The sequence below is a fragment of the Streptomyces rectiviolaceus genome (assembly GCF_039533825.1).
In the GTDB taxonomy this organism is placed as follows: Bacteria; Actinomycetota; Actinomycetes; order Streptomycetales; family Streptomycetaceae; genus Streptomyces; species Streptomyces rectiviolaceus.
Genome location: NZ_BAAAUG010000022.1, coordinates 254,705 through 268,856 on the forward strand (window position 1 = coordinate 254,705; position 14,152 = coordinate 268,856).

At 71.2% G+C, this 14,152-nt stretch carries 14 protein-coding genes; 11 read left to right on the top strand and 3 right to left on the bottom strand.

All coding sequences use genetic code 11. The features are described from left to right. From ABD378_RS06930 to ABD378_RS06960, 7 genes are all read left to right on the top strand, one after another. A partial coding sequence (locus tag ABD378_RS06930; RefSeq protein WP_344519550.1) for a hydantoinase/oxoprolinase family protein occupies nt 1-1,680 on the top strand: 1,680 nt, incomplete at its 5' end. Next, nucleotides 1,677-2,258, top strand: coding sequence for a hypothetical protein (locus ABD378_RS06935; RefSeq protein ID WP_344519551.1), 582 nt, complete (start codon nt 1,677-1,679; stop codon nt 2,256-2,258). The genes ABD378_RS06930 and ABD378_RS06935, both read left to right, overlap by 4 nt. Before the next feature lie 4 nt (nt 2,259-2,262). Beyond that, nucleotides 2,263-3,543, top strand: a complete 1,281-nt coding sequence (locus ABD378_RS06940) for a TRAP transporter large permease subunit (protein ID WP_344519552.1) — start codon at nt 2,263-2,265, stop codon at nt 3,541-3,543. Nucleotides 3,544-3,725: 182 nt separating this feature from the next. After that, nucleotides 3,726-4,664, top strand: coding sequence for a glycoside hydrolase family protein (locus tag ABD378_RS06945; RefSeq protein ID WP_344519761.1), 939 nt, complete (start codon nt 3,726-3,728; stop codon nt 4,662-4,664). A gap of 105 nt (nt 4,665-4,769) precedes the next feature. Beyond that, a complete protein-coding gene (locus tag ABD378_RS06950) occupies nt 4,770-5,069 on the top strand; it encodes a DUF6506 family protein (protein WP_344519554.1) in 300 nt (99 codons plus the stop codon). A gap of 292 nt (nt 5,070-5,361) precedes the next feature. Continuing rightward, a complete protein-coding gene (locus tag ABD378_RS06955; RefSeq protein WP_344519555.1) occupies nt 5,362-5,871 on the top strand; it encodes a GNAT family N-acetyltransferase in 510 nt (169 codons plus the stop codon). A 94-nt stretch (nt 5,872-5,965) separates the two neighbouring features. After that, on the top strand, nt 5,966-6,925 hold the full coding sequence (locus ABD378_RS06960) for a GNAT family N-acetyltransferase (RefSeq protein ID WP_344519556.1): 960 nt from the start codon (nt 5,966-5,968) through the stop codon (nt 6,923-6,925). A 10-nt stretch (nt 6,926-6,935) separates the two neighbouring features. Here ABD378_RS06960 and ABD378_RS06965 read toward each other — a convergent pair whose 3' ends face one another. Continuing rightward, nucleotides 6,936-7,874, bottom strand: a complete 939-nt coding sequence (locus ABD378_RS06965; RefSeq protein ID WP_344519557.1) for an oxidoreductase — start codon at nt 7,872-7,874, stop codon at nt 6,936-6,938. Between the two features lie 105 nt (nt 7,875-7,979). Between ABD378_RS06965 and ABD378_RS06970 the strand changes: the two genes are divergently transcribed. Continuing rightward, entirely contained in the window at nt 7,980-8,567 is a 588-nt protein-coding gene (locus ABD378_RS06970; RefSeq protein WP_344519762.1) for a TetR family transcriptional regulator, read from the top strand. Nucleotides 8,568-8,634: 67 nt separating this feature from the next. Further along, the gene (locus tag ABD378_RS06975) at nt 8,635-9,321 is read left to right on the top strand and encodes a ribonuclease H family protein (protein WP_344519558.1); all 687 of its coding nucleotides are present in this window, start codon (nt 8,635-8,637) and stop codon (nt 9,319-9,321) included. A gap of 75 nt (nt 9,322-9,396) precedes the next feature. Here the strand turns inward: ABD378_RS06975 and ABD378_RS06980 are convergent, their stop codons facing one another. Further along, a complete protein-coding gene (locus tag ABD378_RS06980) occupies nt 9,397-11,037 on the bottom strand; it encodes a penicillin-binding transpeptidase domain-containing protein (RefSeq protein ID WP_425583817.1) in 1,641 nt (546 codons plus the stop codon). 120 nt (nt 11,038-11,157) lie between these two features. Further along, on the bottom strand, nt 11,158-12,087 hold the full coding sequence (gene bla / locus ABD378_RS06985) for a class A beta-lactamase (protein WP_344519559.1): 930 nt from the start codon (nt 12,085-12,087) through the stop codon (nt 11,158-11,160). 170 nt (nt 12,088-12,257) lie between these two features. On the opposite strand from bla, the gene ABD378_RS06990 reads away from it, so the two are divergent. After that, nucleotides 12,258-13,160, top strand: coding sequence for a LysR family transcriptional regulator (locus ABD378_RS06990; RefSeq protein WP_344519560.1), 903 nt, complete (start codon nt 12,258-12,260; stop codon nt 13,158-13,160). 44 nt (nt 13,161-13,204) lie between these two features. Continuing rightward, on the top strand, nt 13,205-14,131 hold the full coding sequence (locus tag ABD378_RS06995; RefSeq protein ID WP_344519765.1) for a serine hydrolase: 927 nt from the start codon (nt 13,205-13,207) through the stop codon (nt 14,129-14,131). The last annotated feature ends 21 nt before the right edge of the window (nt 14,132-14,152 follow it).

The window sequence follows — 14,152 nt, forward strand, 5'->3', positions numbered from 1 at the left end:
CTCGTGGCCACCGAGCCGTTCAGCGTGGACCGCCCCGAGGGCGAGCGGGCCGTCGTGGCTGCGGCACGCTCCACCGGTCTGCCGCTGACCGCCGCGCACGAGATCACCTCTCTGTACGGGCTGCGCAAACGCACCCGCACGGCGGTGGTCAACGCGGCGATCCTGCCGCGCATGCTGGCCACCGCCGACCTCGTCGACAGCTCCATCACCAAGGCCGGCGTCGACTCGCCCCTGATGGTGATGCGGTGCGACGGAGGGGTGATGTCCCTTGACGAGATGCGGCGCAGGCCGCTCCTGACGGTCCTTTCGGGCCCCGCGGCAGGCGTGGCGGGCGCGCTGATGCAGGAACGGATCAGCGAGGGAGTCTTCCTGGAGACCGGTGGCACCTCCACCGACATCAGCGTCGTACGGCGCGGCAAGGTCGCCGTCCAGCACGCCACGATCCTCGGCAAGAAGTCGTACCTCAACGCCCTGGACGTACGCACCGTCGGAGTCGGCGGCGGCTCCATGGCGCGGATCGGCGGCGGGAAGGTGACCGGGGTCGGGCCGCGCAGCGCCCACATCGCCGGGCTGCCCTACGCGTGCTTCGCGACCCTCGACGACCTGCGCGACGCCAGACTCACCACCGTCCGCCCGATGGCCGACGACCCCGAGGACTACGCCGTCCTCGACGCGGCGGGCGGCCGCTTCGCCCTCACCATGACCTGCGCGGCCAACGCGGCAGGACGCGTGCCCGAGGGCGACTTCGCCCGCAGCGAGCAGGAAGTCGCCAGGGCGGCGATGGCCCCGCTCGCCGAAGCACTCGGCGTGGACATCGCCACCGCGGCGGCCCGGCTCCTGGACGTGGGAACGGCTCAGGTCAAGAAGGTCGTCGACACGATGATCCGCGACTACCGGCTCGACCAGGACACCACCCTGCTCGTCGGCGGAGGCGGCGGCGCCGCCTCCGTCACCCCGCACCTGGCCGAGGTCAGCGGCCTGGAAGGGCGCATCGCCCGGCACAGCGAGGTGATCAGCCCGATCGGAGTCGCGCTCGCCCTGGTCCGCGAGCAGATAGAGCGGACCATCCCCGGCGCCGGACAGGAACAGATCCTCGCCGTACGGGCAGAGGCGGAGGCAGCCGTCATCGCGCAGGGCGCCGCCGCGGACGGCGTCGAGGTCGAGGTCACCGTCGACCCGCAGACCAGCACCGTGCGGGCCGTCGCCACCGGCGCCACCGAACTGCGCACCCAGGACCGGGCGCACCGAGCGGACGAGGCGGAACGGCTGCGCACCGCGGCGGCCAGCCTCAAGAGCGACCCGTCCCAGGTCATGGTCCTCGCCAAAACCGCATCACACACCGTGTACGGGACCGAGGTGCGCCGCACCCTGCGCGCCACCCGGCATCCGGTGCGGATCGTCGACGCCGACGGGGTGATACGCCTGCACGTCCCCGACGCCCGCGTGGAGACCACCCGGGTCGCCGACGCCCCCGAAGTACTGGCGAAGCTGGTGCGCGAGGCCACCTCGTACGGCGACGGCGGTGTGCGGGCCCCCGCCGTGCGGCTGCTGCTCGGCTCCCGGATCGCGGACCTGTCAGGCGTGCTCGACCCCGAGCCGCTGCTCGCGCTCGCCCGCAGCGAACTCGACTCGCGTACCGCCGACGAGCCGGTCATAGCCGTGTTGGAGGTCCGCACATGAGCACGCCCACGGCGCCGGGGCCCGAGACCCGCGACGACCTGCACCACGCGGTCCAGCTCCTGGCCGCGACCCCCACCCATGAGGGCCGAGACCCGCGGCTCCTTCGCCACTGGGCGCGTACGGCCGAGGAGTTCGGCGCGGCGCTGGCCCCCGTGCCGTGCCGGGCCAGGATCGTCGAGCGCGCCGACGGCCTTGAGCGCGGTCTCCTTGCCCGCTACACGTCACGGCCGACGCCGACGGTGGAGCTCTACACCGATACCCTCGCGGCGACCGAGGCGCTGATCGACGAACGGGGCTGGCGGCACTGGTACCCGCCCGGTTCGGTGCGCGCGGCGGCCCTCGCCCACGAATCCGTGCACGAACACCTCCACCACGGCCCGGCGAAGGCCGCACTGAAGCGGGCCCTTGGTCATGTCGTCCTGCGCGCGGGACGGTTCCGGCTGTACGGGCACGTGGCGGGCGCCGAGGAGATCGCCGCGCACGCCCACGCCCGGACCGTCTGCGGTCTCGGCCGCAGCCCCCTTCTTCTCACGGCCGCGCTCGTCGACGCCGTGACCGTGACCCACAGAGAGAAGTAGCGCCATGGGCGTTGTCATCCTGATCGTCATGGCGGTGGGTGTCGCCGCGATGCTCACCCGCAAACTCCCCACCGCCTTCGCCCTGGTCCTCCTCGGCGTCGTCATCGCCCTCGTCGCCGGAGCACCCCTGACCGGCAAGGAGAGCGTCTTCGACACCGTCCTCCAGGAGGGCGCCCCGATGCTCGCCTCGACGATGATCGCGGTGCTGCTCGGATCGTGGCTCGGCAAACTCCTCGACGAGACCGGCATCGCCGGGACCATCGTCCGCAAGATCGTGGAGTTCGGCGGCGACCGGCCCACGGTCGTGGCACTCGGTGTGCTCGCCGTGTCCGCGCTGATCGGCACGGTCACCGGATCGGCTCCCGCCGCCATGCTGGCCGGCATCATCGGCATCCCGGCGATGGTCGCGGTGGGCATCCCCAAGGTCACCGCGGCGGGCACCATCCTGATGGGCATCGCCGTCGGAGTGCCCTTCGAACTTCCCATCTGGCAGTTCTTCTCGACCGCCCTGGACCTGCCGGTCCCCACGGTGCGCGGTTTCATGGTCAAGCTGTTCCCGCTCGCACTGGTCGCGGCCGTCGCCTTCGTCCTCGTCGAGTCACGCCGCCGCGGGGTCGAGCACACCTGGGCGCTGAAGACGGCCGTCGACAAGCGCCGCTCGCGCCGCGAACACCTCGGCGACGCACCCTGGTACGCGCTGCTCACCCCCGTCGTGCCCCTGATCCTGGCGCTCGGCTTCGAACTCGCCATCATTCCCTCGCTGTTGGCCGGTGTGCTCTACGCCCTGGTCACCACGACCCGGCCGCGCGAGATGAACAAGCGGCTGCTGCGCACGCTGTACGGAGGCTTCGAGGTCGCCGCGCCCCCGATCGCCCTGTTCATCGCCATCGGCATCCTGCTGGCCGCGGTGAAACTGCCGGGTGCCGTCGAAGCGCTCGAACCCCTGGTCAAGGCCGTCAGCCCGCAGAACCCGGTGCTGTTCGTCCTGGTCTTCACCCTGCTGGTGCCGCTGTGCCTCTACCGAGGTCCGCTCAACGTCTACGGCCTCGGCGCGGGCATCGCGGGCGTCCTCATCGCGGCCGGCATCTACCCCGCCGTCGCCGTGCTCGGCCTCGCCGCCTCCTACAACCAGGTCTTCGGCGTCGCCGACCCCACGAGCACCCAGACCGTGTGGAGCGCCCAGTACGCGGGCGTCGGCCCCCAGCAGGTCATGGTCCGCACGCTGCCCTACGTGTGGGCCGTCGCCCTCGGCGGATTCTGCGTCACCGCCGCCACCTACCTCTGACATTCAACTCCCGGGACGGAGCACAGAAATGAACGAGCCGCAGCACGACGCGCAGCACCACACCGAGCAGCACCACACCGAGCAGCCGACCCCCGGACACCGGGCCCCCTTCCCGCGCCGCGTCTTCCTGCGCGGGGCGGGCGCCCCCCGCCCGNNGCGGGGCGGCCGCCACCGGCACGGCCCTGGCGATCGGCGCAGGCACGGCGGGCCCGGCCGTGGCGGCGCCCGGCGGGTTCCCCGACTACACCTACGTGAGGACTGTCCTGAAGCCGTCGGACCTCGCGTACAACCCCACGGGCGAGATCATCTTCCCGTGCCTGCGCGGCACCGTCGGCCGGGTCTCCGGCGCGCTCGGCCGGTACTACCTCTACTACGCACCGCACGACGCCCCCGGCGGCATCTGCCTGGCCTACGGCGACTCGATCGACGGACCCTTCACCGAGTACGCGGGAAACCCGATCGTCACCAACAACTGGCAGCCGCACTACAAGGTCAGCCACGTCTCATCGCCCCACGTGCTGTGGAACGAGGACGCCAAGGAGATGTGGCTGTACTTCCACGGCGAGAACACCACGACCCGCCTCGCCCGCTCCAAGGACGGCATCCACTTCACGTACGACAAGGTGGTGCTCTCCACGTCGATGCTGCCGAGCGGATCCACCGAGACGTCCTATGCCCGCGTGTTCCGTCACGACCTGCCGTCCCGGGGCGCCCGTTACGTGATGCTCTTCATGCTGAACAACACGACCAACCACCGGGACATCGCCTGGGGTTGGTCGGCCGACGGGCGCGACTGGACCTTCGACCAGAAGCCGCTGATCCGCCATGCCGATGTGGGAGCGCAGAACGTGGGCGGGCCGCACCTGCTGACGCGTGGGGGCAGCGCCTACGTCGTCTACAACACGGACAAGGGAAGCGGCGGCAACATACTGATCACCGAAGTCGGCAAGGACTTCTCCCGCCGTGATCACCTCGGGATCTTCCACCACTCGATGGACGCCGCCCCGGACAACGGACGCAGCGCGGCACCGAGTTTCGGGACGGAGAACGGAGTGCCCTACATGATGTACGAGGCGGGGGAGCGGCTCCAGGGCGCGATCGCCCTGGCCCGGGCGACGTAGCCGGTCGGCAACTTGTGAGGTGTGGCGTGGAGCAGGTCGGGCTGCTTGGGTGGCGATGACGTTGATGATCGGATCCGGGTGACCGGGATTGAGGGGGCTGCATTCATGGCGCTCACCAGCTGGGGCTTCATCTACACCGCGGCAGGCAGCGACGCGAGTGGTGACGTGAACGTCGTCGACACGGGACAGTGCCGCACGGTGCTTGTGGGGGTGGCGAAGCCGGATGACGGGATCGAGGCCGCGCGCCGGCTCGTCGGCGAGGGCGTTCAACTGATCGAGCTGTGCGGAGGGTTCGGGCCGGTGTGGGCCGGGCGCATCATCGAGGCGATCGACGGCGCGGTCCCCGTGGGTGTGGTCGGCTACGGACCCGAGGCGGTGGACCAGGTTCACGCGATCTTCTCCTGAACGCACGGGCGGGGCGGGCTCGGCCCGCCCCGCCCGTCTGGCTTCGGCCTGCGCGTCTCGTGCCGAAAAGCGGCCGGATGATAAGATCCTTGGCGTTCGTGTGTGATCCGGATCGAGGATGTTGGGAGTTGGGGTTGATGACCGCGCTCAAGGCCACCGCCATGCGCACCGCCCGGACCACCCTCACGTCCCGGGCCGTGGCCTGACCTCAGTCGGATCCGCCCTCGCCGAGAGCGTGAGCTCGCGGGGTGCCACCCACACGAACCCACCATGAAACGGATCTCCATCCATCATGAGCAACACCTGGATCACGCGCGCCGAGACCAGCGCTGACATCCCCGCCATTCGCGCCGTCGTCGTCGCCGCGTTCGACACCCCGGCGGAGGCCGACCTCGTCGAAGCGCTGCGCTCCGACACCGCGTGGATCGACGGCCTTTCCGTCGTCACCACCGACCAGGACGGCACAGTCGTCGGCCATGCGCTGCTGACCCGCTGCCACATCGGCGACACCCCGGCCCTGTGCCTGGCCCCCGTCGCCGTACTCCCCGAGTATCAGAGGACCGGTGCGGGTTCCGCGGTCATCCGTGCCGCGCTCGACGTGGCCAAGGACAGGGGCGAGCGCTTCGTCACCGTCCTCGGGCACCCGGCGTACTACCCGCGATTCGGCTTCACCCGTGCCTCGGCGTACGGCATCGGCATCAGCATCGATGTCCCGGACGAGGCCATGATGGCCCTCGCCCTGGACGCCGATCACCCGCTGCCCGGCGGCACGGTGCGCTACGCCGCACCGTTCGGCATCTAGCCGGAAAAACCCGCCGTGCCGGGGCCCTCGCGGCCCCGGCACGGCGGGGAAAAGTCCGTTGCGGGCCGGACTCCCGGCATCGGAGAGTGGGTCCATGACCACACCCGCCGCCCTCCCGCCCGGCCTGACCGTGCGCCCCGCGGTATTCGATGACGCGGCGGCGGTGTGCGCGCTGCTCAATGAGATCGGCCTGCTGGAGATCGGCCGCGCCGACACCGAACTCTCCGAGGTCCAGGCCGACTTGAAGCACCCGGAAGTCGACTTGGAGCACGACTCCTGGCTGTTGTTCGACGACGGCCGGCTGATCGCGTACGGCCTGCTGTGGGACGAGTCCGGCGGTGAGCGGATCGATGCGGAGTGCTTCACGCTGCCCGACCGGCCCCGGGCCTCCCGGCACCTGTTCGACCTGATGGAGGCGCGCGCAGGGGAGCGGGCCGCCGCCAACGGAGCGGACCGGGCTGTGGTGCACCTGCACCTCAACATCGCCCCCACCGTGGACCTGCGCGCGCTGCGCGCACGCGGCTGGACCCCGGTCCGGCGCTACAACTCGATGGTCCGCCCCTTGTCCACGGACACGGACCGGTTGCCCGAGCCGCCGCCCGGCGTGACCCTGCGCCCCTGTTCGGCCGAACCGGACCGGCGGCGCGCCCACGCCCTGCTGCAGGACACCTTCGCCGACCACTTCGACTTCCACCCGCGCACGTACGAGCAGTGGCTGGACGACATCGACGCCGAGCGTGCCGACTGGTCGCTGATGTGGATCGCGCACGTCGACGGCCTGGGCGACGCGGCGGTGCTGCACACCCACGACGACCGCTCGTCGATGGCGTGGATCGGCAGCCTCGGTGTGCTGCGCCAGGCCCGTGGCCACGGCCTGGGCAGCTACCTCCTGGGCCACGCCTTCGGCCACTACGCGGCGCTGGGCCGCGACCGAATAGGCCTCGGAGTGGACACCGACAACAGCAGCGGCGCGCTCGCCCTGTACGAACGCCATGGCATGACCCTCGACTTCGCGCTCCAGGCCTGGGAGTTGATCCGCCCCGTCGCGCGCTGACAGGGCGCCGTCAGACGGCGGCGGGGAACGCGAACCGTACGTCGGTCAACTGCTCCGACAGCTCCCACAGGCGGCGGCCCGTCTCGGGATCCGTGGCCGTGGGGGCCAGTTGTACGCGCGTGGGTGCGCCGCGCAGTTCGGCCAGGCCGCCCGGGCCGATGAACTGGCCGCTCTCCACGTCCGATGCGGTCGCCGCGTAGAGCTGGGGCAGCGCGCCCTCGGCCGGACGCTGGGCGAACAGCGGGTTGCCGATGCGGCCGAGCACCACCCGCCACAGGCCGGTCGGTGTGCCCATCTGGAGGTTGGTGGCGGTGTAGCCGGGGTGGGCGAGCACGCTGCTCACGGGGCTGCCGGAATCGGTCAGTCGGCGGTGGAGTTCCCGTCCGAAGACGGCGTTGGCGAGCTTCGACTGGTTGTAGTGGCCCATCGGTTTGTAGCCGCGCTCGCCGTCCAGGTCGTCGAAGCGGATACGCCCCTGCCGGTGGTTGATCGAGCTCACCGTCACCACGCGGGGGTCGCTCCCCGCGGCAAGGAGGTCGAGCAGCAGGCCGGTGAGCGCGAAGTGACCGAGGTGGTTGCAGGCGAACTGCAGCTCGTGGCCCTGCGCGCTGAGCGGACGAGGCGGCGCCAGCACGCCCGCGTTGTTGATGAGCACGTCGAGGCGTGGATGGTCGGCGTGCAGCCGATCGGCGAAGCCGCGGACCGAGTCGAGGTCGGCCAGGTCGAGGCGGCGTACCTCAAGGCTCGCGTCCGGGTGTTCGGCAGTGATCCCGGTGACCGCCCGGTGGCCCTTCTCCTCGTCGCGTACCGCGAGGATCACGTGCCCGCCCTGCCGGGCGAGCGCCCGGGTGGTCGCCAGGCCGAGGCCGCTGTTGGCTCCGGTGACGACAAACACCCGCTCGGTCTGGTCCGGTATCTGTTCGGCTGTCCAGCGCTGCTGCTGCGTCATGCGGCACATGCTGTCTCCCGTGGCACTCAGTGTCAAGAGGATCCTGAGTGCCATGAAAGGCATGGCGTGTACCATGGTCCGGTGAGTTCCCGCCCCGAAGTGAGCATGGCCGAGCGCAAACGACAGCTCGTATCGAACGAGTTGACCGAAGCGGCGCTGCAACTCCTTGCCCGGAAGGGGTTCGACGCGGTCACCATCGACGAGATCGTGACCACCGCCGGGGTCTCCCGGCGGACGTTCTTCCGGTACTTCGCGTCCAAGGAGGACGTGGTCGTCCAGTTCCTGGCCGACATGGGCGTCGGCATCCACGCGGAGCTGGCGGCTCGCCCCGCCGAGGAGCCGCCCTCCGTGGCGCTGCGGCACGCGGTGTGGGTTCCCCTCGCCGCCTGTGGCGACCACTCCGAGCGGGTGCTGCCCGTGGTGCGGCTGATTCTTCGTACGCCGGCCCTGCGCGCCCGCTTCCTGGAGCGCCAGGCGCAGTGGAGCGACGACCTGACGGGGGAGGTGGCGCGGCGGCTGGAGTGCGACGCCGGCGTGGACCTGTACCCGCGGCTCGCCGCCGGGATGGCGCTGACCGCCTTCGACGCCGTGCTGCAACGGTGGAGCGACAGCGACGGCGCCGAGGACCCCGCCGAGCTGACCGACCGGGCCTTCGCCGTCATCGCCCCCGCGCTGGACGCCGGCGGAGCGTAGGAATCGGCGTGCGGGTGCCGGAGGGGCGGTGGCCTCCGAGTCTCCCGCGGGCTGGCATCATCGAGGGATGTCTGACTTGATCATCGCCGCCTGTGACGGAGCCGCGAAGAAGAACCCCGGTCCTGCGGCCTGGGCCTGGGTGGTCGCCGATGCCGACGAGCGCCCGCAGCGGTGGGAGGCCGGCCCGCTCGGCGACGCGACCAACAACGTGGCCGAACTGACCGCGCTTGCCGAGCTGTTGGAGTCCACGGACCCGGCTGTTCCGCTGGAGGTCCGCATGGACAGCCAGTACGCGATGAACGCGGTCAGCAAGTGGATCGCGTCCTGGAAGCGGAACGGCTGGCTGACCGCGGCGAAGAAGCCGGTGGCCAACAAGGAACTCGTCGTACGCATCGACGCACTCCTGCAGGGCCGCGCGGTCACCTTCCGGCACGTCGCGGCCCACCAGGTGGACGGAGATCACCTCAACGCGATCGCCGACGTCGCGGCCAGCGACGCAGCGAACACACAGCAGCCCGCCGGAACCGCGCACGGAGCGCTCACGATCCCCGAACCGCGGCCCGAGCGCATGACGGCCTCAGCCGCCGCCAAGCCACGCAAGGGCTCCACCGCGCGGACGGGCAAGGGGAGTTCGGGCGCCGTCATCAAGGCCAAGTTCCCCGGCCGCTGCCACTGCCAGAAGCCCTACGCCGCCGGAGAGAAGATCGCGAAGAACGCGCACGGCTGGGGGCATGTGGAGTGCCGGGACTCCTGAGGCCCGTGCTCGGGACCAGTAGCAGGCCGAGGATGGGGGAGGAACGGTCCCGCGCGGAGGCCGGTCGGCCACCCGTCAGGAGGGGTCGTCGGGCACAGCGCCCAGGAGGCTGCGGACGACGGGCCCGGCGGAGCCGCCGCCGGTGACACCCTTCTCGACGACACAGGCCACGGCGACATTGCCGCGATGCGCGACGAACCAGCCGTTGTTCGGGACATCGTCGGAGACCTCGGCGGTGCCGGTCTTCGCCCCTATCTCACCGGGCAGATCGGCCAGGACCGAGGCCGTGCCGTCGGTGACCGTGGCGCGCATCAACTCGCGCAGCTCCGTGACGACTTCGCGCGGCAGCGGGGTTGTCGTGGTCGTGTCCTTGCCGCTGGTCAGGGTGGGCTGGTGGAAGGTGCCGGACACCGCCGTCGCGGTGACGGACGCCATGATCAGCGGGTTGGCCTGCACCCTGCCCTGCCCGATCATCGACGCGGCCTTCTCGGTCTGGTCACGGGGGACCGGAACCGCCCCGTCGTACGAGGGAATGCCGACCCGCCACTTCTGCCCGACCCCGAAGTACTTTCCGGCGACATCGCCCAGCTCCTGGTCGCCGACCTTGTCGCGCAGGCTGATGAAAGCGGTGTTGCACGAAGCGGTGAAGTCCTGGCGGAAGGTGGCGCCCCGGTGTTCGGAGGCCTCGACGTTCTGGAACCGCTTCCCGACGGTCAGGTACTTGGGGCAGTCCACGACGTCGTCGGGCGCGACCGCGTCGTTGAGCAGCAGTGCGCTGGTGGTGACGATCTTCCAGGTGGAGCCGGGCGCGTAGGTGCCCGAGACGGCGCGATTGAACCCGGAGGAGGGGGAGTTGGCCACGGCGAGGATCTCGCCGTTGTCGATCCGCAGGGCGACGAGTGCGGCGTCCTTGCCGTCGGCCTCGGCGGCGACGGCCTTCTCCGCCGCGGCCTGCCAGGTGGCGTCGAGGGTGGTGGACACGGGCCGGTCCGCGGGCCGGTCGGACTTCTTGCCGAAGGAGACCTCCGTGCCCGTGACCTCACCGGTGGCCCGGTCGACGCGCCGGACCGCACCGCGCGGACCGGCGCCGACGCCCCCGGCGATCTGCGGGAGGAGCGGACCGAGGGAGGGGTGTGTCTCGCCCGACAGGGCGTTCCCGTCGCGGTCCGTGATCTCGGGCCCGGCCGTGTCCTCACGCTCGAGGCGGAACTTCTCCGTGCCGCTCAGCTTCGGGTGCACCAGGGACAGCGCCCAGTCCACCTTCCAGGCGCCTTCGTCCTGCTTGCGCAGGGGCAGGGCCGAGGAGTAGGTCCAGGTGCCCAGCTCGGTGACGGGCATCTTGGCGGTGAAGGCCACGGTCACGGTGCCCTCGTCGTCGGCCGTCGCCGCACCCGGGGTCAGGGTCGGCTTGCTGATGTCGAGCCCGGAGGTGAAGCTCCGCAGGACGCGCTCCGCCTGCCCGGGGCTGGAGGTCAGTGCCGCCGCCCGAGACATGCGGCCCGCCTCCCAGTCGGCAAGGAAGGCGCGCGCCTGCCTCGTCGCCTCCGGGTCGGGTATCGGGGGCCCGGGGGCGAAGGGGCCCAGCTCCGCCGCGTACCCGATGCCTGCGGTGAGCGCGAGCGCCAGCCCCACCGCGACCATCACGCGGGGCCCCTTTCTGGCGGGTCCGGGGCCGTGGCCGTGGCCGGGTCTGGTGAGCGGTGCGACGTCCGTCATCAAGGCTCCTTGGCATGGCATGGCTTCTCGCTGCGGGCAGCGGAGCGTTCGGGGAAGGGTGCGGGGTGCGGGGTGTGCGCGCCGGGGGCCTCGCCTCGGCGTACCTCCGCGTACCTCCTGCTACGACAGCGAATCGGCGGCCACTGAGGCCGCTTCCGCGATCAGCTTGTCGGAGGGCTCGGCGTCCTTCTTGCCGCGGTTCGACAAGATCGCCATGACGATGGGGGCGCCGTCGGGAGGCCACACCACGGCGATGTCGTTGCGGGCGCCGTAGTAGCTGCCGGTTCCTGTCTTGTCGCCGACCACCCAGTTCTCGGGCACACCGGCCTTGATGGTCTTGTCCCCGGTGGTGTTGGTCTTCAGCCACTTGGTCAGCTGGGCGCGTTCGCCCTTGCGCAGGGCGTCTCCGAGGACGAACGCGCGCAGGTCATCGGCCAGCGCCCGCGGCGTGCTCGTGTCCCGAGTCTCGCCCGGGACCCACGTGCTCAAATCGGGCTCGCGGCGATCCATCCGCGTGACGTCGTCTCCCATCTTCTCGAGCGCGGCGTCCAGGCCCTTGGGGCCGCCGAGCTCGTCGAAGAGCAGGTTGGCCGCGGCGTTGTCGCTGTAGCGGACGGCGGCGTCGCACAGTTCGCCCAGGGTCATCCCGGTCTCGACGTGCTTCTCGGTGACGGGGGAGTTGGCGACCAGATCGTCCTTGGAGTACGTGATCTTCCGATCGAGGCCGCTCAGGGAGTACTTGCGCAGCACGGCTCCGGCGGCCAGTGCCTTGAACGTGGAGTTGTAGGCGAAGCGCTCACCGGCGTTGTGGGTCACCTCGCGTCCGGTACCGGTGTCGATCGCGTAGACACCCAGCCGCGCGTCGAATTTTCGCTCAAGTTCCTTGAAAGCGCGGGCGGACGACTTCGTCGACTCCGCGGGCTTCGTGGTCGCCGTGGACGGGGACGACGACGAAGCCGGGGAATCGTCTTCCGCGCAGGCCATGAGCGGGACGAGGCAGAGCGTGGCAAGCGCACCGAGAACGGTGCGGCGGGCACGGGTGTACTGCATGGGCCTGAACCTCCGGGGCGCCCCAACGGCAGGGCGCATAGGGGACGGGGCGGCACGGCTCCGTCCCGGTACGTGGTCGTGAGTGCCAGAGCCACCCTTGCTCTCGGGCACGTATGCGGTCCAATACGCTCATGCGCGGTTCCATGCTGATCTGGCATAGGGTTCGGGACGTGGATCTGGTCGGAGCGTGTCGCGCGTTCGTCAGCGTCAGCGAGTACGGCAGTTTCACCGACGGAGCGGCCGCGGCCCGAATGTCCCAGTCGGTGGCCAGCCGTCGCGTCGCTGCCCTTGAGGAACGCTTCGGAGAGCCGTTGTTCGAGCGCACGTCACGGCGCGCCGTCCTCACCCCCTTCGGGCGGGACATGCTGCCCACGGCCCGGCAGCTCGTGCAGGCGGCCGACGTGCTGCTCGACGAGGCGGAGGCCGTCAAGCGCAAGCCGTGGCGCCTCGCGGTGCCCGGCATCTGCTCCACGGTCGGTCTCGCCCGCCTCGTCGCCGAAGCGCGCGGCCACGGAGTCACCCTCGACCTGCGGGTCGCCGCGCCGACGCAACGAAGGGAGCTCCTTCACGCGCAGCAGGTGCGCGCCGCCCTGCTCGCGGTGCCGGCTGACGAGGCGACGTGGTCCGTGCCGCTCGGGCTCGCCGGTGCCAAGGATCTCGGCGTGCGGCGCGTCTACCTCGAGACGCTGCGGGTCGGACGCGCCACTCCTGGCCCGGCCCGCCGCGTCTGGATCCAGCCGGAGGACGACGTGCCGCACATCCGCGATCCGCTGACGCGGCTGCGCGACGCGGTGGGCCTGCGTCCCGCACAGCTAGTCGCCGCGGCCGACCTGACGAACGCCGCGGCCGAAGTCCTGTGCTCGGGCGACCTGTTGCTGTGCTCCCTCGCACAGGCCGAGGAACTCGCCCTGACCTGGCGGCCCATCGGTGAGATCACGCTCGGCCGGGGGTTCGCCCTGTCCGCCGCGGCTGACGGCAATCCGCAGCACATCGAAGCGCGCCTGGGCGACGCCATCGCCCGCTGCCTGGGCGCGGGCGCCCCGGCCGGGATCAGGGGAGGAACGCCGGTATGAGCGGTGGCATGGGCAACGGGCCGGGCAGCGGCCTGGACGGTGGCATGGGCAGCGGCCTGGGTGGTGGCGCGAACACCGAGGCCCTGCTGCGCGACATCCGTCTGCAACTGCGCGACGGCGGCCTGCACGGCTGTCTGCTCGTACGAGACCTGCACACCGGCGACGAGCTGGGGATCGAGGCGGACACCCACCTGCCGTCCGCCTCCCTGGTCAAGGTCCCGCTCGCCCTCGCGACGGTCGAGCGGATCCGGCGGGGCGAGCTCGACGGAGCGACGGTGCTCGAAGTGCGCCCCGGACTGGTCACCACGCCGGGCCCCACCGGGCTGAGCCGATTCCGCCACCCCGCCCGGATAGCGATCGACGACCTGCTCTACCTGAGCACCTGTCTGAGCGACGGAACGGCCGCCGACGCGCTGTTCGAACTCACCCCGCCCGCCCAGGTCGCCGGTATCCTCCACGAGCTCGGCATCCGTGGCATCGCCGTCCGGCACTGCGTGGGCGAGCTGTTCGACACTCCCGTGGAGCGCTTCGACGCCGACCAGGCCCATCTCGCCCATGCCCTGGCCATCGACGCAGGCACCAGCGGCCGCGGTCACCGGGTGCCGCAGCTGGACACCACCCGCGCCAACACCGGCAGCGCGCGCACCTTCGTCGATCTGCTGCAAGCACTGTGGACGCCGTCGAAGATCCATCCGGACGTGGCCGAGCGGCTGCGCGACCTCTTGGCCCACAACGTGCTGCGGCACCGACTCACGCCGGACTTCAGCTCCGACGCCAGCGTCTGGTCCTCCAAGACCGGAACCCTGCTCAACCTGCGCCATGAGATCGGTGTCGTCGAGCACTCCGACGGCCAGTCCTTCGCGATCGCCGTCCTGACCGAGTCCCTGGTGCCGGCGGGCGCCCAGCCCGGCGCCGACGCCCTCATGGCGCAGGCCGCCCGCAGCCTGCGCGACCACCTTCGACAGCTCTAGCCGCCCCGGCGGCAGCTGCCG